General features: G+C 63.4%; 21 protein-coding genes. 3 read left to right on the forward strand and 18 right to left on the reverse strand.

What is annotated here, in order from left to right:
* Positions 1 to 2: 2 nt before the first annotated feature.
* From NKH51_RS06845 to NKH51_RS06870, 6 genes are all read right to left on the reverse strand, one after another.
* Positions 3 to 665: an MBL fold metallo-hydrolase gene (locus NKH51_RS06845; RefSeq protein WP_254764495.1), complete on the reverse strand. Its 663-nt coding sequence runs from the start codon at positions 663 to 665 to the stop codon at positions 3 to 5.
* Entirely contained in the window at positions 665 to 1,648 is a 984-nt protein-coding gene (locus NKH51_RS06850) for an agmatinase family protein (RefSeq protein ID WP_254764496.1), read from the reverse strand. The genes NKH51_RS06845 and NKH51_RS06850 overlap by 1 nt, the downstream gene beginning before the upstream one ends.
* A 61-nt stretch (positions 1,649 to 1,709) precedes the next feature.
* Positions 1,710 to 2,516 carry an ABC transporter permease gene (locus NKH51_RS06855; protein WP_254764497.1) on the reverse strand — a complete coding sequence of 269 codons (807 nt, stop codon included), beginning with the start codon at positions 2,514 to 2,516 and terminating at the stop codon, positions 1,710 to 1,712.
* On the reverse strand, positions 2,513 to 3,427 hold the full coding sequence (locus NKH51_RS06860) for an ABC transporter permease (protein ID WP_254764498.1): 915 nt from the start codon (positions 3,425 to 3,427) through the stop codon (positions 2,513 to 2,515). The genes NKH51_RS06855 and NKH51_RS06860 overlap by 4 nt, the downstream gene beginning before the upstream one ends.
* Complete coding sequence (locus NKH51_RS06865; protein ID WP_254764499.1) at positions 3,427 to 4,494, reverse strand: ABC transporter ATP-binding protein; 1,068 nt, start codon at positions 4,492 to 4,494, stop codon at positions 3,427 to 3,429. Before NKH51_RS06865 ends, NKH51_RS06860 begins: the two co-directional genes overlap by 1 nt.
* Positions 4,487 to 5,605, reverse strand: a complete 1,119-nt coding sequence (locus NKH51_RS06870; protein WP_254764500.1) for an ABC transporter substrate-binding protein — start codon at positions 5,603 to 5,605, stop codon at positions 4,487 to 4,489. The genes NKH51_RS06865 and NKH51_RS06870 overlap by 8 nt, the downstream gene beginning before the upstream one ends.
* A 260-nt stretch (positions 5,606 to 5,865) precedes the next feature.
* Between NKH51_RS06870 and NKH51_RS06875 the strand changes: the two genes are divergently transcribed.
* Both NKH51_RS06875 and NKH51_RS06880 read left to right on the forward strand, forming a co-directional pair.
* Complete coding sequence (locus NKH51_RS06875) at positions 5,866 to 6,564, forward strand: cysteine hydrolase family protein (protein ID WP_254764501.1); 699 nt, start codon at positions 5,866 to 5,868, stop codon at positions 6,562 to 6,564.
* A gap of 3 nt (positions 6,565 to 6,567) precedes the next feature.
* Positions 6,568 to 8,115 (forward strand): amidase family protein, encoded by a 1,548-nt coding sequence (locus NKH51_RS06880; protein WP_254764502.1) that lies wholly within the window; start codon positions 6,568 to 6,570, stop codon positions 8,113 to 8,115.
* A gap of 4 nt (positions 8,116 to 8,119) precedes the next feature.
* Here NKH51_RS06880 and NKH51_RS06885 read toward each other — a convergent pair whose 3' ends face one another.
* The 11 genes from NKH51_RS06885 to NKH51_RS06935 form a co-directional block, all read right to left on the reverse strand.
* Entirely contained in the window at positions 8,120 to 9,229 is a 1,110-nt protein-coding gene (locus NKH51_RS06885) for an agmatinase family protein (RefSeq protein WP_254764503.1), read from the reverse strand.
* Positions 9,230 to 9,600: 371 nt separating this feature from the next.
* Entirely contained in the window at positions 9,601 to 10,659 is a 1,059-nt protein-coding gene (locus tag NKH51_RS06890) for an AbrB/MazE/SpoVT family DNA-binding domain-containing protein (RefSeq protein ID WP_340674302.1), read from the reverse strand.
* A gap of 114 nt (positions 10,660 to 10,773) precedes the next feature.
* Positions 10,774 to 12,333, reverse strand: a complete 1,560-nt coding sequence (locus NKH51_RS06895; RefSeq protein ID WP_254764505.1) for a high affinity choline transporter 1 — start codon at positions 12,331 to 12,333, stop codon at positions 10,774 to 10,776.
* 715 nt (positions 12,334 to 13,048) lie between these two features.
* Entirely contained in the window at positions 13,049 to 13,813 is a 765-nt protein-coding gene (locus NKH51_RS06900) for an urease accessory protein UreF (RefSeq protein WP_254764506.1), read from the reverse strand.
* Positions 13,803 to 14,423: an urease accessory protein UreE gene (gene ureE / locus NKH51_RS06905; RefSeq protein WP_254764507.1), complete on the reverse strand. Its 621-nt coding sequence runs from the start codon at positions 14,421 to 14,423 to the stop codon at positions 13,803 to 13,805. The genes NKH51_RS06900 and ureE overlap by 11 nt, the downstream gene beginning before the upstream one ends.
* Positions 14,423 to 15,382 carry an urease accessory protein UreD gene (locus NKH51_RS06910; protein WP_254764508.1) on the reverse strand — a complete coding sequence of 320 codons (960 nt, stop codon included), beginning with the start codon at positions 15,380 to 15,382 and terminating at the stop codon, positions 14,423 to 14,425. Before NKH51_RS06910 ends, ureE begins: the two co-directional genes overlap by 1 nt.
* Positions 15,379 to 15,999: an urease accessory protein UreG gene (gene ureG / locus NKH51_RS06915; protein WP_254764509.1), complete on the reverse strand. Its 621-nt coding sequence runs from the start codon at positions 15,997 to 15,999 to the stop codon at positions 15,379 to 15,381. Before ureG ends, NKH51_RS06910 begins: the two co-directional genes overlap by 4 nt.
* Positions 15,999 to 16,427, reverse strand: a complete 429-nt coding sequence (locus NKH51_RS06920; protein ID WP_254764510.1) for an urease subunit gamma — start codon at positions 16,425 to 16,427, stop codon at positions 15,999 to 16,001. The genes ureG and NKH51_RS06920 overlap by 1 nt, the downstream gene beginning before the upstream one ends.
* 119 nt (positions 16,428 to 16,546) lie before the next feature.
* Entirely contained in the window at positions 16,547 to 18,253 is a 1,707-nt protein-coding gene (gene ureC, locus NKH51_RS06925; protein ID WP_254764511.1) for an urease subunit alpha, read from the reverse strand.
* Complete coding sequence (locus tag NKH51_RS06930; protein ID WP_254764512.1) at positions 18,250 to 18,636, reverse strand: urease subunit beta; 387 nt, start codon at positions 18,634 to 18,636, stop codon at positions 18,250 to 18,252. The genes ureC and NKH51_RS06930 overlap by 4 nt, the downstream gene beginning before the upstream one ends.
* Positions 18,637 to 19,144: 508 nt before the next feature.
* Positions 19,145 to 19,303, reverse strand: coding sequence for a hypothetical protein (locus tag NKH51_RS06935; protein WP_254764513.1), 159 nt, complete (start codon positions 19,301 to 19,303; stop codon positions 19,145 to 19,147).
* Between the two features lie 405 nt (positions 19,304 to 19,708).
* Between NKH51_RS06935 and NKH51_RS06940 the strand changes: the two genes are divergently transcribed.
* Positions 19,709 to 21,064: an aryl-sulfate sulfotransferase gene (locus tag NKH51_RS06940; RefSeq protein ID WP_254764514.1), complete on the forward strand. Its 1,356-nt coding sequence runs from the start codon at positions 19,709 to 19,711 to the stop codon at positions 21,062 to 21,064.
* A gap of 347 nt (positions 21,065 to 21,411) precedes the next feature.
* On the opposite strand, the gene NKH51_RS06945 is transcribed toward NKH51_RS06940, so the two are convergent.
* Positions 21,412 to 21,573, reverse strand: coding sequence for a hypothetical protein (locus tag NKH51_RS06945; RefSeq protein ID WP_254764515.1), 162 nt, complete (start codon positions 21,571 to 21,573; stop codon positions 21,412 to 21,414).
* Positions 21,574 to 21,586: the final 13 nt, after the last annotated feature.

Genomic DNA, 21,586 nt, shown 5'->3' on the forward strand with positions numbered 1-21,586 from the left:
GGCTAGTCGTCCCACTCGCCCTTGTTCGGGAAGTCGAGGAAGGCGTCCAGTTTCACGCGGGCGTCCGCGAGAACGGAGGAGCCGTGGAAGACGAGGCCGACATCGAACGCGTACTCCTGCAAGCGCTCGGCGTTGCGTTCGGCCGCACAGAGGTCGTCCGAGTAGATCCCCTCGACCAGAACGAAATACCCGGCTGGAAGGCCTCGCCAGTCGGCACCGATCAGTGCGTCGCCCATGATCGCCAAGTCGTACTCGGGTGCCACAAGCGCGTGGTTGTCCTCGGTATGGCCGGGGATATGGACGGCCGTGAACGGGCCGATCTGGTCTTCGTGGCCGTACCGCCGGTCGGGATCGTTGTCCGTTCCGAGGCGGGACTGGTCGGGGACCCACGTCGTCGGGTCGTAGCGGTCGACGACCGCGTCGAACCCGCCGACGTGATCGTGATCCGCGTGCGTGAGGATGAGTCGCTCGGGAGCGACGCCACACGCGTCGATTCGCTCGAGCAGCGTGTCGCGCGACTCGGCGGGGCCGCAATCGATCAGCGTTGGGACGTCCCAGTCGAACAGGAACGCCCGGTACCGCGCCGGCTCACGCGTGAGCGTGAGATCGTAGATGCCACTACCGATCTCGGTGACCGGTCGGTTCGTATTGGGTCGGTCGGTCATCAGCAGAACCGGCGTTCGACGAAGCGGGTGATGGCCATCGCCCCGAGCATCTGCGTCGCATCGGTCGGATCGAGACGAGGGGCGACCTCCATCAGGTCCATCGCCTGAATGTCCGAGCAGGCACCTAACAGGTCCATTGCGGTGAGCAGTTGGGCGCTGGTGAGCCCGCCCGGTTCCGGCGTTCCGGTCCCCGGCGCGAACGACGGATCGACAGCGTCGATATCGACGGTGAGATACACTGCATCCGTACCGTCGGTCGCGTGGTCGATGGCCTCCTCGACGCAGGTTCGAATCCCTTTTTCGCGAACGTCGTGAGCGTAGTCGACCCGAATGCCGCGATCCTCGACGATATCGGGGAAGTCGGCCCGCTCGTAGCTGCGGATCCCGATCATGGCGTGGTTCTCGTACCCTCCTTTCGGGAGGTCGTCGATACGGGCCATCGGCGACCCGTGCCAGTGTGGCCCATAGATCTCCTCGTCGTCCATCGTGTCCGAGTGCGCGTCAAGGTGGATCAACCCCACGTCGCCGTCGATGGTGTTCGCGAAACCCGCAAAGGATGGGTACGTAATGTAGTGATCGCCGCCGAGGACGACCGGGAACGCGCTCTCGGCGACGGCCTCGACGTAGGCGGCGACGTGATCGCGGGTCTGCTCGACGTCGTTCGGGACGGTCGGCGCGTCACCGCAGTCGCGCATCGTGATGTCGTTGTGATTGACGTGGCGGTCAACGTCGACGTTGTGAGCGCCGCCGGGCTGGCCACCAAAGTGGTCGTACCAGCTACTGGCCGACCGAAGTGCGCCTGGGCCGTACCTGGTACCGGGACGGCGCGACACCGAGCCGTCGAAGGGGACGCCGACGAATCCGACGTCGATGTCTGGTGTGAGGGCCTCCGGGTCGGCCGTCTCGGCACCGAGGAAGGTGTCGATGCCGGCGTAGGAGAGTTCTGGTAGTCGATTCGTCGGTTTGGTGATGTCGTTGGTCATTGATGCGTGGTGGATGGTGTGATGGTTGGCAGTCGATACGTCTCGTGTGAGAGGCGGCCGATCAGTCCCATACCCCACCTGTCATACGGTCGACGGCGGTCATGAGGACGAACGTCGCCACGATGAAGATCAGACTCACGGCCGCGATGACCGGTGAGTAGGAGTACCGAAGGCTGGTGAAAATCTGGATCGGGATCGTCTGGAACGAGAACCCCGAGATCAACCAGCTGATGATGTACTCGTTGAGCGAGAGGATGAAGGCGAAAATCGCCCCCGCGAAGACGTTCGCACGCAAGAGGGGGAGCGTCACCGTTCGGATCACAGTGAGCGGCCGCGACCCGAGATCGCGAGCCGCTTCCTCGTAGGTCCGATCGACGTCGGCGAGACCCTGGGAGACGAGGATGAACGGAAACGGAGCGAAGAAGATGCTGTGGGCGATCGCGAGCGTCCACAGCTGCCCGCCGACGCCGATCGCGCCGAAGAAGGTGACGAACGCCACCCCGATGATCACCGGCGGGAGAAGGGTCGGCAACACCGCCAGCCCGGTGAGTGCCCACTCGAATTGGTAGTCGTATCGATCGAGCGCGAACGCGGCCGTCGCCCCGACCGATGTCGCACCGATGGCGGAGATCGTCGCGATGAGCAGACTGTTCTGCATCGCCGTCAGCCACGTGAGCGAACTGAAGAATTCTCCGTACCACCGGAGTGACACTCCCTGTGGTGGGAACTCCATGAATTCGCCCGGCGTAAACGACATGACGCCGATAACGAACAGAGGAAGCAGGATGAACCCGACTACCAGCCACGTGTACATGCCGAGTAGCGCTTCGATGATCGCGTCGCGGTTCGCCCAGCGGCTCGGCCTCACGTCTCCTCACCTCCGTTGTTCAGGCCGAAGGTCGTGACGCCGGTGAGGCGGACGGTCACCGCGACCAAGAGAACGACGACGAGCATCAGGACGATACTGAGCGCCGCGCCGAACGGGACGTTCGATTCGATGGTCACTTGATTGCCGATGATGACGGCCAGCGTCCACTGGGGAGGGCTTCCGAGGATACGCGGGAGGACGTACACGCCCAACGACAGGACGAACACCAGCAACGACCCGCTGACGATACCGCTTTTCGTCAGTGGGAGCGTCACGTGACGGAACGTCGTGAGCGGGCCAGCGCCGAGGTTCTTCGACGCCTCGAGCAACTCGAGATCGACGTTCTTGATACTCGTGTACAGTGTCAAGACCATGAACGGCAGGAACACGTACACCATGCTAACGACGAGCGCCCAGTAGCCGGGGACGAACGAGACGGGTTCGGCTAGCAGACCGACATTGGCGGCGGCGACGGGGATCAGCCCGTCGCTACTCAGCATCACCGACCAGGCGTAGCCCCGGATGATGAACGTCAACCACAGGCTAGAGACGACGATCGTCAGCACGGTTCGTCGGACCCTCGAGCTACGCGTTCTGGCCAACCGATAGGCGAGCGGGTAGCCCAGTAGCAACGAAAGGACGGTCGTCATCGCCGCGATTCGGAGGGTGAACACGAGCCGATCCACGTACAGCGGCTCCCGAACCAGCCGAAGGTAGTTTGCCAGCGTCAGCGTTCGCTCGAGATAGCCGCCGCTGACGTTCGTGTAGAAGCTGTACAGGAACAACAGACAGAGCGGGAGCAAGAACAATAAGACGAGAACCGTCGCCGGATACGAGGCGATGAGGTACTTCGTCTGCGGAAGCCGCCCGGTCCAATCTGCCGTCTCCGAGGTGTCGGTCCCGTGTGACATCAGTCGGTCACCACCAGACAGTCTTCGGCGTCGATGCCGACGGTGACCTGTTCGCCGGTCGTCGGCGACGGGCTGTCAGGCGTGACGATGCCGACGGCTTCGGTTCCGGTCGGGAGCGAGATGTGACACTCGACGTGGTCGCCCAAGAACCGGCTCACTTCGACGTTCCCCTCGATGACGTTCGCGGCGCCGTTGGTCGTCTCCACGCGGGTGTGTTCGGGACGGACAACGACACTCACCGTATCGCCCACGGTGACATCGGTACGTGCCGTCGCCACGATCTCGAAGGCCTCACAGTCGACGGTGATCTTCTCGTGAGACCGGTCGACGACGGTCCCGTCGAAGACGTTTGCAGTGCCGACGAAATCGGCAACGAACCGCGTTGCCGGTCGATTGTAGACCTCCTGCGGTGTGCCTACCTGATCGAACTGGCCGTCGTTCATTACCGCGATCCGGTCCGACATCGTCAGCGCTTCCTTCTGGTTGTGGGTCACCAACACCGTCGTGATCCCGACGCGTTCCTGAATGCGGCGCAGTTCGACCTGCATGCTCTCGCGGAGTTTCTTGTCGAGGCTCGCGAGCGGTTCGTCCAGTAACAGCACTTCGGGTTCCGGAGCGAGCGCACGAGCGAGGGCGACGCGCTGTTGCTGACCGCCCGAGAGCTGTTCGGGATCGCGGTCGGCGAATCCCGGCAGCTCCACGAGCTCGAGCATCTCCTCGACGCGGTCCTGCGCGTCCGCTTCGTCCCAGCCGCCTCCGACGGTCAACCCGTACGCGATGTTCTCACCGACGGTCATGTGCGGGAACAGGGCGAAGTCCTGAAACACCATGCCGGTGTTGCGCTCGTCGGGTGGGACGTCGGTCATGTCGTCACCGCCGATGCCGACTCTCCCGCGGGTTGGATGCTCGAAGCCGGCGATCATCCGGAGCGTCGTCGTCTTGCCACAGCCCGACGGGCCGACGATCGTCACGAACTCTCCGTCCTCGACGACCAGTGATGCCCCTGTGACTGCTTCGACACCGCCGGGGTAGACTTTGTGGACACCCTCGAGAACGATGTCACTCATTGATTATGAGTTCGTTCCACTGCTGGTTGATGAACTGTTGGCGCTCGACGTACATCTCGAAGTTCGGCAGGATGGCCGCGTCTAGCCCCGGACCGGCGATCTTCTGGTAGGTGTCGTCGTCCAGGTTCGAGTGCTGTGCCTCGATCGTCGGGACCGTATACAGGTTCTCTGAGACCCGATCCTGAACCTCCGGTTTCGAGGCGTAGTCGATGAACTGCGTGACTGCGTCGTGATTCTCCGAGGTCCGGGGGGAAACCCAGCGTCCGCTGCCGAGGACGGACCCCTCGTCGACGAACGTGCTCTCGACGGGGGCACCCTGGTCCTGTAACACCAGCGTGATGTCGTTGTACAACATCCCCATCGGAACTTCACCGTCCGCCAGTCGCGACTGGAAGTTCGCCTCGTTAGTGAACCACATGTTCGCCTGCGGTTTCACCCCCTGCAGCTTCTCGAAGACCTCGCGGATACCGTCCTCCGTTTGTAGCGACTCGGCGCCGTCGAAATGGACGTGTGCCGTGATATCGAGCATATATCCGGTGACGGCCGGCGTCATCATCGCCATCTGATCCTCGTAGGCCGAATCCCAGAGCGACCCCCAGGAACTCGGGCCAGCATCGGTTGCCTCGGTGTTGTGAACGAGGTTGATGAGCCACCCCTGTGACCCGACCCCGACGAGATTGTCTTCGTCGTCGTACTCGTTGAGGTCGTCGGAGATGTACTCCAGGTTCTCGAAGGCCGACTCGTCGAAGGTCGCCCAGAGATCCGAGTTGAGCCCTCGCAGTACACCGGGCACAGTCATGATCAGCAGGTCCACTGGCGCGTTCCCGTTCTCGACTGCGCTTCTGATCCGCGGGAGTACCTCCGAGGTTCCTCCTTGTGCCTGCGATTCTACCGTGATATCCGTCTCTTCCTCGAAGGGACCGAACAACTGCTCGTCGAGGATCTCCTTGAACGCGCCGCCGAAACTCGAGACAGTCAGGGTCGTCCCGTCCGAACCGGCGAACATCGATACACACCCGCTCAGACCCGTGAGTCCCGTTGCGCCGGCAGCGCCGGCATATTTAACAAAATTTCTCCTGCTATTCGATATTGTTTTATCTTTTTCTCGCATTGTTGTGTAGTACGCAAGCTCGATTGCGACATAATCAGACAAACGGAAGATACTGAAAAGGCTTCTCCATATATGAGGGTGATATCTCTTATCGGTGCCAGTACGCAAGTATGGTTAGAAGTAGCATGGTCACCTTATATATGACCATACGAGTACTAGGGGCGATCGTGCGATCTCACTCTTCTATTGATACCCTAGTAACCTAGGGGAAGGTTCAAGCGAACCGTTCCGAGAGTGAGCGTACACGTACCATGCTACCGATGACCAACTCACCGACCGGTGGGACCCCGGCGCTGATCGTAATCGACGCACAACAGGGCAGTTCCGACCGATCGGATCAGATGCACTCCGGATCGGGTTCCGTTCCGGGCGGGCGCGAAGCGATCCTCGAACGAATCAACGAGGTCGTTTCACACGCTCGAGCCGCCGATGTCCCGATCGTCTGGGGGAAGGAACTCCACCGAACTGACTTCGCCGACTACGGAGCGGAGTTCGAGTCCAGTGAACCCGAACACGGCCTCTACGGGACCGCTGCCGAACGGTTAGACGACCGGCTCGTGGTAGACGAAGGCGATATGGGACCCGCCGAGTACATCATCGCTAAACGGCGATACAACTTCTTTCACCGGACCGATCTCGAGCACCTACTCGCCACGTACGACGTCGACACCGTCGTCCTCGTCGGGTTCATGACGAACATCTGCGTCCAGTACACGGCCCACGGTGCCCACGAGCGCGACTACGCCTTCCGTGTCGTCGAGGAGGGAACCGGTGCCCCGAGTGACGAACTCCACGAACTCGGGCTCCGCTGTCTTCGATACCTGCAGCCGCGAGGGGTTCGTTCGCTCGAGGCCGTCACGGAATCGTTCGACGAATACGACGGGAACCCGGTTGTCCAACGCGTCAAAGAGACGGGACGGGTCCATCCAGAGACCGGGCCGGTAACTGTCGAGGAGTGACACGTGGCACCGACGCTCTCTGCGATCGCCGCGGAGTGGGGGATCGATCTCACCGCCGCGGAACGAGACGACTACCGAACGCTAGTCGACGACATGATGGCAGCGCTATCTGACATCGAGTCGATGTCGCCGCCGCGTTTCGACGTACTTCACGGGTCGCCTGACCGACACGACGGTCGCGACGCGGTCACGCGACCGGGGGCCGACCGGGACCCGTACAACGCGTGGCTCAGCCGGTGTCGGATCGACGGAGCGCCCGACGGCCCACTCGAGGGGTACACACTCGGTATCAAGGACAACGTCGCCGTCGCGGGTGTCCCCTGTACCTCCGGGGCAAAGGCACTAGAAGCGTTCGAGCCGGAAATCGACGCGACGGTCGTCGGCCGTCTCCTCGATGCAGGGGCGACGGTACTCGGGAAAACCAACATGGACGCGTTCGCGATGGGCGATGCGGGCGAACTCCAAGACTACGGGCCGACGTTGAATCCCGCCGACGAGGACAGGCTAGCGGGCGGCTCGAGCAGCGGTTCCGCCGCCGCTGTGGCGGCCGGCGACTGTGACGCCGCCATCGGGACCGATCAGGCGGGATCGGTTCGCACCCCGGCCGCTTGGTGTGGCGTCGTCGGCTACAAACCTACCTACGGGCTGGTCCCGTACACCGGGGTCTTCGGGATGGATTTCGGCTTCGATCACGTCGGCGGTATTACGCGAACGGTTCGGGATGCCGGTCGGATCCTCGGCGTGATCGCGGGCGAGGATCGACAGAACGGCTGCCGGCTCGACTCGCGTCAACCCAGGGGTGTCACCCCCGACGACTACGTCGTGGCAGCCGATCGTGACGTAGCGGGCATGACTGTCGGCGTCTTAGAAGCGGGGTTCGACTGGCCGCAATCGGAGCCTCGAGTCGACGAGACGGTCCGGCAGGCTATCGCTCGACTCGAAGACACGGGCGTCGATGTCGTCTCCGTCTCAGTTCCTGGCCACCGACGTGCACCGTCGCTCGTCGGCGTGACGGCTGGAATCGGTGCCGCGATCACCGTCCGCCAGGGAGGTGTCGGGACGACGACACCCGGCTGGCACTGGACGAACGGCCGCGCGGCCGTCGAGGCAGCGCTCGAGGAGTCCCCAAATATGCTTTCGCCCGCGGTCGTCGCGACGCTCCTGTTCGCCCGGGAGTGCTGGGAGACGACGGGGTGGAGCGGATACGCTCGAGCCAAGAATCGTGTTCTCGCACTCGGCCGAGAATACGACGAGAAACTCGACCGGTGTGACGCACTCGTCCTCCCGACATCACCGATGACGGCGGTCGAACACGACCCCGACGCCGACCGCGTCGAGCGAGTCGGACGCTTGTCGACGCTCCCCGTCAACACCGGTATATTCAATCAGACCGGACATCCCGCCGTGTCGGTCCCGTGCGGAACGGTCGACGGATTGCCGGTCGGGCTCCAACTCGTCGGCCGTCGATTCGACGAGGCGACCCTGTTCCGACTAGCCGCTGCAATCGAGGCCGATTTCGACGGCTCGGCGGCTCACTCCGAAAACGAGTAACGGTTCAGTCGTCCGCCTGCGTCTCGAGCTCCGTACTCGGGCCCAGCGGTTCCTTCGGTTTTATCGGCGAGCCTTCCGCTACTCCCTTCTCCGCGAGGGCCATGCTCCCCATCACTTCGATGATGAGGCGATTGGCGAAGCCACTGGTAATCCCACCGTTGTAGGAGTTCGTATCGCTCACGTCGTACGCCGGCGAAACCTCGACCACGTCGAAGCCGAACTCGGACGGCTCGAGCGCCTTGACGACTTCGCGAACCATGTAAATGGCTTCGCGGGGGATGAGCCCGCCCGGTTCGGGTTCGCCGGTGCCCGGTGCGTAGGCGGGTTCCATCACGTCCACGTCGAACGAGACCCACACTGCGTCGGTGCCGTCCGTGGCACGCTGGACCGCGTCGGTGACGATATCGTCGAGGTCCATCCGACCGACTTCCATCGCGGTGTACCACTTCATGCCGGCCTCGCGCATCTCCTCGTACGTGTCGGGACCGGGCCAGAAGCCGCGCGGACCGATGAGCGTGTAGTTCTCGCCGGCCATTAGCTCGTCGTCGTAGACGCGTTTGACCCACGCGCCGTGGTCGTACTCGAAGCCGGTTAGCCCGTCCTCGCCGGTATCGGCATGGCAGTCGAAGTGAATGAGGCCGATGTCTTCGTAGCCGTTGGCTTCCGCCCAGCCTTTGATATCGGGGTACGAGATAGAATGGTCACCGCCGATGACGATCGGCGTAGCCTGCTCGCTCACTTCCGCCACGGCGTCCTCGATGTTCAACTGACTCTGTCGCGTATCGCCGGGGGAGACGGGAGCGTCGCCGGTGTCCGCCACTTTGAACGTATCGAAGGGATCGATGCCGGTCTCGATATTGAAGTGCTCGTACGGCGGCGACGGGACTGTCGAGGCCGCACGAACGGCACGCGGGCCGTAGCGGGTCCCGGGACGGATCGTGGTGGCCGTATCGAGTGGCGCACCGATAATGCCGATGTCGACGTTCTCTTCGGCCAGCTGCTCTCGTTCGACCTCGGGGAGTTTGAGGAAAGTCGGGATGCCGCTGAAGATCGGTTCGTTCGCTTCTTTGTACTCGTCGCCGTAGATATCTTCGCCGGATCGTTCGTTAGCCATGTATTTGTTTGTCTCCTTTTAGCGCAATTTCGAGTGCATTCGAGCTCTTTCTTGCCCATCTGGTGGATGCACAAGAGTATACTAAAGACTTGCTTGGAGGATGTCCAAATCCTTCCGGTGAGTGGGTGCACGCTCGAGCAACTCGAGTGCCATAATACACCTTAAATCACGAGATCGGGTAGACGCTCTACGGGCGTCGAATCGCGCGGCGAGACGGTCGAGGAGTCGGCAGGAGAACGCTCTCGAGGTGCGAACTCGGTCGGCGGAGAAGACGTCCGAAGGGGTTGGGAGAGGGGCGCTACGGCGTTGACCATCTCCCACGGTTAACGCCGTGGGCGGTCGCCTGTGACTTCTGTGACCGCACGTAGATGTCAGTTCGCACCGTGTCTGACGACGTCGGGACTCTCCCTGAACGCGAGGTGCGTCGCGACATCCAGCGTGTCCCGTGCGTGGCGCGCACTTCGCTCGAAGAGGAAGTGAACCCGGGTGAGTGCGAGTAGCGGTTCTGGGCGGTCCGTTTCGAGCCGATCGATGGCCGCTGCCGAGTGGTCGTCGACGCGTTGGAGACTTGCGCGGGCGTCAGTTACTAACTCGTAATCCGGATCGATAACGGCGTTCCGAACCTTTTCGACGGCCGTATCGAGAGCGTCGTGAACCGATCTGATGTCGTCTGCTACTGGGCCCTCGAGCGGATCAGTCACGTGTTCAATGGCGATCGTCGCGATATCGTCGGCGATGCCGGCCATCAGCGACACGTCCTGCGCGGCGGAGCGATACCCGATGAGCGGAAACCCCGTTCCGACCCCCACGGCCTGGTTGAGCCGTGGATTCCGGTAGGTGGTGAAGACGAGTCTGAGAAAGAGCGAGAAGAGTTTCTCGAGTTGCGAGCCACGATTCCGTGCTCGCTGGGCTGCGTCGGTATCACCGTCCAACAGGGCCGAGACGGCACTCGATCGGATCGTCGCTTCCGTCCGTCCTAACCGGCCGAGTAACGTCGGGAGTTCGAAGTCGTCGGGATCAACCGAACAGCGGACTGTGATATGGGTCGCCGACTCCTCGACGATACCGAGCCCCATCAACCGGCGTTCGGCCTCGAGTACTGCGTCGTAGTGTTCGGCGTCAAGTGACTCGTCTGCCTCGATGCGAATGAGGCCCCGCCCGAGAACGTACTGCGTGATGACGGCCCGGGAAAGCGCGTCCGTGCTCATCGCATCGGCGTTGATGGTCGTTTCGACGTCTTCGGCCGCTGGTTGGTTGGGTGTGATGAGAAGCGAGTTACCGTTCTCGTCACGTTGCACGATTAGCTCGTCACCCTTCGTGAGCTCGTGGTAATGGGCCCACTCAGCGGGTACCGATACTGCGAGCGTCGAGGAGCCAAGCTGCTGGGCTTTCCGGCGGATACGCAGATCGCTCCCCTTCACTCGCCCCACCTCGAAATTTGACTAACTGGAATCACTGGGACAGATATTGGGATGTTCCGATCACATATAAGTCTGTATGCGAAAGTCATAGCGGCATTATTGGTTAAAAGTGCACATAACCCGTTATTCTTCTTCGTTATCTCCAGCCGCGACGATGGTACGGCGTCCCTCCCGATTGAGGGAGCGTGCTTCGTGGGTCTCCTTCGTGGCGTAGGCGACCGTCACGAAGGTGACGAGGCTCACTCCCGCCGCAATGAACGTCGGCAGGCCGTCGAAGGCGGCCGTAAAGATATCGTTCGGAATGTAGAGCAGGGTATTCTCGTAGGCGTACGTCGTGGGGAGGAGCACGAAGAAGAACAGGCGTGTCGCCGATCCGGCGAGCATGGAGGTGAGTGCCGCGGGCGTGTTCGCCATATCCGACCAGTAGAGGCCCATCACGAGCGGAACGAACGCGCCGGCGAGCATGATATCGAACGCCAGAACGAGCAACATCCCGGTGGCGGAGACCTGAATCGCGAAGAAAATCCCGAGCAGCGTGATCGGGATCGCCATCAGCCGGGTCACGGTAAGCAGCTTATCGCTCTTGTTGCCGAGGATTCCGTCGTCCACGCCGCCGTCTGCCGCCGCTGCGGGCGTGCTCTCGTCGACGCGGATACCGCCGATGTTTCGTGCGATGACCGAGGAAGTACCCAGTATCGCTCCGTCGCTCGTCGAGAACGAAGCGGCGACGATGCCCGCGATGACGATCGCCGCGAGCCACGGCGGGACCGCGTTCTGTAACAGCGTGTACAGTATTGCCTGGTTACCGGCTTCGACGCCCAGCGACGCGAGAATCGAGTTGGCGGAGAGCGCCACGATGGAGAACGGCACTCCGATAATCAGCGTGCCGGCACCGCCGATGAAGCAGGCCTTCTGTGCGGTTTCGGGGCTATCGGCCGCGAAGACGCGTTCCATGAAGTCGATGGCGACGATGTCGCCCAAGCCGAGGGCGACGATCGTGGCGAGATTGATGTACGCCCCTTGACTCGGATCGGTGAGTTGCCCCAGGTTCGAGGGCCCCATCCCGGCGGGGATGGTGATGCCGTACTGCGTCGCGACGAAGACGATGAGTGCGATGGACCCGACGAACGCGACGCCAGCCTGGAGTACGTCGGTGTACGCGACTGCGAACAGGCCGCCAGCGAGGGTGTAGGATAGGACGAGCGCAGCGATAATGAAGACGCCGAGTTCGAAGCTCGTCCCCACGAAAATCTCGAAGAGGTAGCCGCCCGCGACGAGGTTCCCCGCCAGCAAGAACGCGTAGGCGACCGACATGATGAAGCTCGCGACGATCTCCGACGTGCGACCGTACTTCCGGCGGAAAAAGTCCGGGAGGGTCGTGAGGTTCATTCGGTTCATCGGCTTGGCGAAGAACAAGCCGGTGAGGAAGAGACAGAGCGCCAAACCAATTGGCAGCGCTGCACCGGCCCAGAAACCGGCGGCCGACGTGAGGTCAGTGTTCCCGAGGGTGGCGTTCGAATCCAGCGACTGAGCCATCAACGTGGCCGCAGCCAGTGGAAGTATCAGTCCCCGACCCGCGACGATGTAGTTGACGCTGTCGCCGTTGACCTTCCGAGACACGTAGAATCCGATCGCCAGCATCGCGACGATGACGGCCGCGAGCCCGTAGGTGATGACGCCCATTATTTTGCCCCCCGTTGCCTCGCCTGTCCCGATGAGTGTTTGTCTACTTTTACTCGAGTGTAGCGTTCTTCTGCGAGCATATTATCGACAGCACTTGGAAAACGTTCACCAATGAAAAGTGCTGGCCTGTATTTGTATATTTAATTCTGTGGCGCACGTACACGCATGAACTACGCATGCCTGTTGGTGAATGATTATACAATATATATCCGTACGCGAGGGGGAACGGCGGAGAGATGCCGACTACATCGGGTCCGTAGCGGCTTCGACGAGGAGTTCTCGCCACTGGAGCAATCCGCGCTTGAAGGCTCGGAAACTGAGCGCCGTTCCGTGGGGCGCGAAGACGACGAGAGCGAACGGCTCGGGGATCGATCGCTCGTCGACGCTAGAGAGGCCGGAAGGTGACCGGGCGCTCGTATGAGAGTGATAGAACACTCGCGGTGGCGGCGGAACGCGTGCGTCGACGACCGTCTCGAAGCGGTTCTCCGGTGTCGACGACCCGTTTAGCACGGGGACGTGACGCGTCGCGTGCAGCCGGGTACCGCGCCGTTCACACGCGAGAAATCCCCCCGCCTCGTGTGGATGGTCGTCAGCGACGTGACTCTCGATAGAGCGACGTATCCGCTGTGGAATGACGATCCCTCGGACGACCCACGGAAACACGGCTTGCACTATCGGTGACTGCAGTACAGTCCTTTCGAATGGCCGGTCGGTCTTAGCTCATGAACAGCCGTCTGCCAGCGTGTTCGTGACGCATCCCCATGATCTCTGCGAGCGGTGCGAACGGGGCCATCGCCGTGACATCATCGCTGACGTGACGCTCGCAAACCGTCGCGATCACCGGCTGCAGCGTCTCGAGCACCGACTGAATCTCGGTGTGACCAAACCGGCCGAGTCGCTGTGCCGCCCCGAGCAACCCCGTGACGAACGAGTACGCGTGTGCGAGACAGGTCTCGAGTCGCGAGAGCCCCCGTGCCTCGGCGACGACGCCGAAGACGACGGGGTAGTGACCCGGCGTCGCGTCGCGCTCGATCGCGTCGTCGACGGCCGCCGCAACATCACCCCCGTCGGCCGCCCGGTGCACTGCGTCGTCCGACGGCTCGATCCCCCCGTCTGCGTGTGAGTCCTCTCGGCTCGAGTGGGATGCCAACAGTTCGCAGAGCTTCGCGCCCGCCTTCGTCGAGCTCTCGCGGAATTCGCGGGGCATCGTCACCGCGTGGAGTCGCTCGTCGACCGCCAACAGTCGCTCGCGGTCGCCGTCCGCGCTCGCGGCGTGTGCGTTGGCGAGTGCGACGGTCTCGCAGGGACCGACGACGCGCCGCAGGTACGCCGCGATCAGTTCTCGAAGGTCGTCACCGTCTTCGATCCGGTCTTCGTTGAGATACTGCTCGAGGCCGTACGAAGCGGTGTATCCCCCGACGGGGAGAAACGAGTCCGAGAGGCGAAGCGCGGTCAGGAACGGCGCGGGATCAGTGGTCATGATGAGAGTGGCTGTGATCGTGCTCGCCGTGTTCGTGGCTGTGCCCGCCAGCGTGGTGGCTGTGGTCGTGCTCGAGGTCGGGAACGGGGCGACGGCCACCGTCGGAATCGGTCTCCGAGTCCTCGAGTTCGGTTACGAACAGCTCCGCCTCGACCGTCGTCGCCCGGATCTCGGAGCCGGGGACGACGTCGGCGACGATGCGTTCGACGATGTGGCGGTCGGCTGCGAGCGGGACGTAGACGACCCCATCGTCGACCGCGAGATCCCAGTGCTGGTTGCCGACGCGGTGACCGAGGTCGACCGCGGCCTCGAGCGCCTCGCTCGTCGCGTCGGGCAGCGAGATCGCGAGCGCGTCGCGGGGTTCGAACGTGACAGCGATCATCCGGTCGTCGTCGACCAGCAGTACGTCGCCAGCCGATACGGCCGGTTTGTCGACGATGACGCCCACCTCGGTCCCCGCGTCCGTCGTCGCCCGGAACCGCGACCGGCGGCGGTTCTCGGCATCGAGGACGACCCACTCGAGGGAGCCTCGCTCCTCGTGGGTCTCGCGCAGCGTCTCGAGTTCGTCGTCGGCGTGGACGTTGCCGACGACCCCGTCGATTCGCTCCATCAGTATCGCCGGTCGGCTGGAATGCCGACCCCTACCGTCTGCCGTCTCGTCTCGTCCCACGCAGCGCGCAGGGCCGCGGTCACGTCCGCCTGTCGGTGACCGAGGAGTCGGACGATCGCGCCGGCGTCGAAGGGAAGCCTCGAGACGCCGGCCGCGACATCCTCGCACTCGCCGAGCCGATCGCGGACGGATTCGATCAGCGCGTCGAGTTCCGCGCTCGCAGAATCGGGTTCCCCGTCCCCGTCCGGCGCGAAGACGTACAGCGAGCCGACGACGCCGTACTCGCCGACGCTGGCCGGATCCCGCGGGTCGCGCTCCTCGGGTCGCAGGTCGACGGCGTCGGCACAGACCAACCGGTCGTCGCACTCGGCCTCGACGCGCGCGTGATAGTGGTCGAAGGTGAACGGCTCGTGGTCGCTCAGGCCGTCCGGAACGAGCACGTCCGCGACGACGACGACCGAGCCCGGAGTGAGGTCGACCGAGACGGTCTGGAGACAGCGGGCGTCCTCGTTGACGATCGTCGGGCCCGGAACGTACTCGAGGTAGCTCCCCGCCTCCGCGCGGAGCGCGGCGTCGAGGTGGGCGTAGTTCTCGTTCATGCTGTGTACCTTCGTCGCGCTCTGGGTCGTCAATTGGGCGCGAGCGCCGGCTCGCGCGTCGATCGTCATCCGATGACGGTCGCCCTGTGCGACGCCACCCGTCGGCTCCTGCGCGACCAGCGTCGTCAGCCCGGGCACCGGATCGGTCTCCAGCGTCCCGGTGTGGTGGTAGGGGACTTCCACGCGGTCGCGGAGCAGGCGGGTCGGGCCGTCGCCCTCGCGGGCGAACGTCGCCTCGAGCAGCCCGTTTTTACCTGGGCCGCCGGCGGGAGCCTGCGCGAGGGGTTCCTCGGCGTAGCCCTCGAACGCGGGCGGCAGTCGGGCGGGGTCGGTCGCGGCGCTCGAGCGGCCCGCGCTCACGCGAACAACACCTCGCGTTCGACGTGCTCGAGGACCGCCTCGACCCCCTCGCCGTCCTTGCAGTTGGTGAAGACGAACGGCTCCTCGCCCCGGACCGAAGCGGCATCTCTCTCGATCACCGAGAGGTCGGCGTCGACGTGAGGGGCGAGATCGGTCTTGTTGACGACCAGCAGGTCCGCCTGGGTGACGCCGGGACCGCGCTTGCGCGGGATGTCCTCGCCCTCCGCGACGGAGATGATAAACAGGAAGTAGTCGGCGAGTTCGGGGTTGAACGTCGCGGCGAGGTTGTCGCCGCCGCTCTCGATGAGCACCACGTCCAGATCGGGGTGGCGCTCGGTGAACTCGTCGATGGCCGCGAGGTTCATCGAGGGATCCTCGCGGATTCCCGTGTGCGGACAGGCCCCCGTTTCGACGCCCTCCACGAGATCCGCGGGCAACAGGTCGGCGAACGACTCGCGGAAGACGTCGGCGTCCTCCTGGGTCATGATGTCGTTGGCGATGACGCCTACCTCGTAGTCGCGCGCGACGAGTTCGGGGACGAGTTCTCGGACCATCGCCGTCTTCCCCGAGCCGACGGGACCGCCGAGGCCGACTTTCGCCACGTCTCGGTACCCCATCAGTCACCCTCCATCGGTTCGGTACCGCCGTCGACTTCGTGTGCGTCTCCGTCCGCGGTCGCATCGTCCGTCCCGAGCTCCTCGTCCGGGTCCGGATCGACCGTCTCGAGCTGGTCATGACTGTCGGCCCGGATCGGATCGTGAACGGTAACGAGCTTCGTGCCGTCGGGGAAGACCGGCTCGACCTGAATCATGTCGACTAGCTCGGGAACGCCGTCCATCACGTCCTCGCGGGTCAGTAGCTGGGTTGCCTCCGAGCGGATCTGTGAGACCGATTTCCCTTCTCGAGCGGCCTCGCAGGCCCAGTCCGAGATATAGGCGACCGTCTCGGGATGGTTTAACTTCACGCCGCGGTCCTTCCGACGGCGGGCGAGTTCGGCGGCCATGAAGACCGTCAGCCGCTCCATCTCCTTCGGCGAGAGGTTCATCGGCCCACCTCCGAACGGGCGGTCGGCCGGCCTCGTCGGCTCGAGTTTACTATTTGCGTCGTCGATACCACCGTGATTGCCGTCGTGACTATCGTTGTCGTGTCTCCGCGATTCATGGTTCAGAGCAAGTACCGCTGTGCGAGCGGAATTTCGTCGGCCGGGTCGCAGGTGACGTGTTCGCCGTCGACCTGGACCTCGAACGTCTGCGCGTCGATCTCGATATCGTCCGGGCAGTGGTCGTTGTGGAGCATATCGGACTTGCGGACCGACCGCGTTCCCTCGACCGGTCGAACCGGCGTTTTGAGATCGTAGGCGTCGCCGACCCCGTTCTCGGCGGCGGCCTCGCTGACGAACGTCACCGAGAGACCGTGTTTCGCCCGACCCTGTGCGCCGGCGCGTTCGCGACCGATAACCGGCTCGCAGGTCATCAGCGAGCCGTTGGCCTCGCCCATCTGTGACCAGACCGGGAAGCCGCCCTTGACCACTGCCTTGGGCTTGATCCCGAAGAAGCCGGGCTCCCAGAGCGCGATGTCCGCGAGCTTGCCGGGCTCGAGCGATCCCACGTAGTCGTCGATCCCCGCGGTGATCGCGGGATTGATCGTGTACTTGGCGACGTAGCGGGCGATGCGAGCATTGTCGGCGTCGGTCCCCTCGTCGGCCTCGAGCGGGCCGCGCTGGTCCTTCATCTTGTGGGCAGTCTGCCACGTCCGACAGACGAGTTCGGCCATTCGCCCCATCGCCTGCGAATCCGTCGTCATCATCGAAATCGCGCCGGTGTCGTGGAGGACGTCCTCCGCGCCGATGGTCTCGGCGCGAATGCGTGACTCGGCGAAGGCCACGTCTTCGGGCACGTCCGGATTGAGGTGGTGACAGACCATCACCATGTCCAGGTGCTCGTCGAACGTGTTGTCGGTGTAGGGCATCGACGGATTCGTCGACGACGGCAGCATGTGCTCGTGGCCGATCAACTCGAGCACGTCCGGCGCGTGGCCCCCGCCAGCGCCCTCGATGTGGAAGGTGTGGATCGTGCGGCCGTCGATCGCGTCGAAGGTGTGCTCGACGAAGCCCGACTCGTTCAAGGTGTCCGTGTGGATGCAGACCTGCACGTCCTCGTCGTCGGCCACCTCGAGACAGGTGTCGATCGCGGCGGGGGTCGAACCCCAGTCCTCGTGGAGTTTGAGGCCGCAGACGCCTGCCTCGACCTGTTCGCGCAACGCGTCCGGCTTGCTGCTGTTGCCCTTGCCGTAGAAGCCGACGTTGACCGGCCAGTCCTCGGCAGCCTGCAGGAACCGCTTGACGTTCTGCGGACCGGGCGTACAGGTCGTCGCGCCGCCGCCGAAACCGCCGCCGAGCATCGTGGTCACGCCAGAGGCGACCGCGTGCTCGACGAGCTGCGGACTGTTGAAGTGAACGTGAATGTCGAGCGCGCCGGGCGTCGCGATCAGCCCGTCCGCCGGAATGGTGTCCGTGCTCGGGCCGATGACCATATCGACGCCGTCCATCGTGTCGGGATTGCCAGCTTTGCCGACGCCGACGATCTCACCGTTTCGGACGCCGATATCGCCCTTCCGGACGCCCAGCACGGGATCGATAATCACGACGTTCGTAAACGCCCAGTCGAGCGCGCCCTCGGCCTGGGTCGTCCCCGACTGCATCCCCATCCCGTCGCGCATCGTCTTGCCACCGCCGAAGACCGCCTCCTCGCCGGGGACGGCGTGATCAGTCTCGATCTTCGCCAGCAGGTTCGTATCGCCCAAGCGGAGCCGGTCGCCTTCGGTCGGTCCGAACAAGTCCGTGTACTCCTCCCGGGACAGCTTGCGGCTCATTCACCGCCCTCCGCGACGTATCCCCGTTCTCGAGCGCGCTCGAGCGCCCGTGCTTTCACGTCCTCGTCGTCGAGTTTGCCGTCGACCAGCCCGGCCATTCCGTGAACGATCCGGTCGCCGCCGATCGCGACGAGGGCCACGTCGCGCTCGCGGCCCGGTTCGAATCGGATGGCCGTCCCCGCGGGGATATCCAATCGCATCCCGTAGGCGGTTTCGCGGTCGAACGCGAGGCCTGGGTTGACCTCGAAGAAGTGGAAGTGCGAGCCGACCTGAACGGGGCGGTCGCCGGTGTTCTCGACCGTGACCGTCGCCGTCGGTCGCCCCGTATTGATCGTCACTGGATCGTCGGCCGGGAGCAGTTCCCCCGGAACGAAGCCGCTCATCTCCCGACCACTCCGGTAGCATCGCCAGAACGATTCGGTAAGCGTATTTCCATCACACAGACGAATAGGGACACAGATGAGGTAAATCCACCCGCGTACAACAATATTTGCGAAGCGATAGCCAATTATAGTGTTTATTTGTCGATAACGGGCGAGAGAGAGTATCCGTTCTAGAATGCTGTTTGAGGATCGTTCAGATACCCATCTCTTGGGTGAAAGAAGCCGAACGTGTAAAGATCCGCTGGGTAATTCGTACTTTTCGACGTTGGAGACGAGCCGGGCGGCGAACTCGGCCCCGATCGACTCCCCTCTCGCGACGCCGTGACGGAGCAGCTGGCAGTCTAGCGCCGACGCATCGGTGGGCTCGTCTCTCGGTTTTTCGAGGTGTCGCAGAGAACGGAGTCGGCGCAGTCGAGTTGCATTATGCTGTTGTCACAGCCGAAGTGAGAGTTCGGTACGAGTAACGAGATATCCGTGTGTCGGAAGCCGAGGGCCAACCAGCTGTCGGCTAGTCGTTCGAAACAGTCCAGCTGTGCTGGATCCAGTTACGCAGACGGTCGGAGAACGACCCCAGTACGATCCCCGCACCGAACGAGAGGACACTCGGGATGAGTGCCCAGAGGAGATCGGGATGCTGTGCGCCGGTGTGCAACGGAGTATCGATCATACACACCCCTATGCCGATAGTGGTAGTCAACCTCTGGATTGGGGCCAATCTTACACCCGGGCCCGATGAAAACTGCACAGACGTAAATAAACTGGTGGCGAAGAAAACTCGTCAGCGGCTCCCCTGAAGTGGCCATTTCTATAGTAATGCTGGGCGGCTACCCGAAGAGTTCTCTCCGCGGTTCCGTCACGAGGGAGCCCCCCGACGTGAGGGACGGGCTTTGCGTGCCTGAGGCGACTGTCGACCGGATTTTCAGCGGTCGCGAGACGAAAGCCCACCCGTTCACGGGGTGGATGAACCGATGTCCCACTTCGTCGTATGGCCAGTTCGGACTCTGGTGGAGAGCCGTAGCCACATTCTTGAGTACGGGCGGTGAGGCCCGCATAGAAAGTGTATCTGAAAACAATGCAACGACGCAATATTCTTCGGGCCGTGCTTCTGGTCGTTTTGGTCGTTTCTGCCGGTAACCTCACGGTCGCGTGGCTCGGCGCACCGACGGATGCGATCACCGCCGCGGAAAAGCAGACTGACGACCCCCTCGCAGATCGGACTCCCGTCGTCGAGAACCGTGATGGGGCGACCGTTATCACGACCGACCCGCCGGGCGGGAGCGACGGCCTCGGGGCTATCGTCGCCTTCGATGCGACTGGGCGGCCGCTCTACCACAACGACACGTACGGGAATTACTTCGACGTGGATCCCGATCCACCGGGCTCGAGGACCGTTCTCTACGTCGCGGGAAGCCGATACAACCCGTGCCCCGACGACCTCCGAGCGCGGACGGACGCCGCCGTTGACGACCGCTGTGCGGAGGTCGTGATCGAGCGCGTCAACCTCACGACGGGCGCACACGAACGGCTTCATACCGCCGTCACGGAGTGGGATATCTGGCACGATGTCGACAGAATCGACGACCACCGACTGCTCGTGGCCGATATCGCTCGGGATCGCGTGTTCACGCTGAATACCACCACCGGCGAGGTGACGTGGGAATGGCGCGCTCGGGAAGATCTCGACCCCGACAGCGGTGGGAACCCCGGCGATTGGACGCACGTCAACGACGTCGAACTTCTCGAGGACGGCCGCGTGCTGGTGAGCCTCCGAAACCAGGACCGGGTCGTCTTTCTCGAGCCGGGTGAGGGGCTCCAGCGCGACTGGACGCTCGGTGCCGAGGACGCGTACGGGATCCTCTACGAGCAGCACAACCCGGACTATATCCCGCCCGCTCGCGGCGGTCCGGCGGTCGTCGTTTCCGACTCGGAGAACAACCGCGTCGTTGAGTATCAGCGCGAAAACGACACGTGGGTTCGAACCTGGGAGTGGCGAGACGCGCGACTCCGGTGGCCACGAGACGCTGACCGACTTCCCGGTGGCCATACGCTTGTCACTGACTCCCAAGGGAATCGCGTGCTCGAACTCTCCGAGACCGACGAAATCGTGTGGAGCGTGGATATCTCGACCCCCTACGAAGCCGAACGCCTCGGGACCGGAGACGAGAGCGCAACCGGGGCGAGCACGGCTGCACTCGCGAACGGAACCGAGGCGACTGCCGCCGGCACGGATCGAAGCTCGAAGACCGGCCTCTCGTGGCTCGTCGCCTTCGTCACTGGTCCGGTCGTCAACGGCCTACTCCACGTGGCACCGACGTGGGTGACGATCGGGGATCTGGCGGTCGCTGGCGTGTTCGTTGCCACAGCGGGGACGGCCGGTCTCTTGGAAGTGTACTGGTCGGGAATCGGGCGGCGACTGCGGCGCTGGTGACAATCGCCAAGATATGCGATCGATTCGCTCGTCATCTCCCTCGTGAACCGGGCCGGAACGGATCCATCGGCGCACTGTGCTATCTTCACAAGGGAAATCGGAACACGCTGAAGCGATGAAAACGGAAGTCTAACGGGGCCAACAGGCTCATTAGGGCAACGGTATGATCTGCTTCTTCGTCTTTGGCACTGGCAGTGGGGCGCAAGCACGGACGAAGCGACTCGGCGACTCTCGGGTGACGAACCCGTTCCGGCACCGAGCGATGAACCGACTCGAGCGATCACGGTCGACGCGCCACGTAACAGGGGGTGGGGGTGGGCGTGGGTAGTTCACCCCAGGCGACGCCGTTAGAGTTCGACGGCCCCGATCCAGCGCTCGCTCCCGTGGACGGGGCAAAACGAGCGATGGTTGCGGTCGCAGTTGGGGTCCATACACCACCCACATGCACACCACCGCTGAAGGGATCGATCCGGAATCGTGTGCCGACACAGCGTACACTTCGTCTCCATATGTATGGTACTA

Source organism: Natrinema marinum (assembly GCF_024296685.1).
Lineage (GTDB): Archaea > Halobacteriota > Halobacteria > Halobacteriales > Natrialbaceae > Natrinema > Natrinema marinum.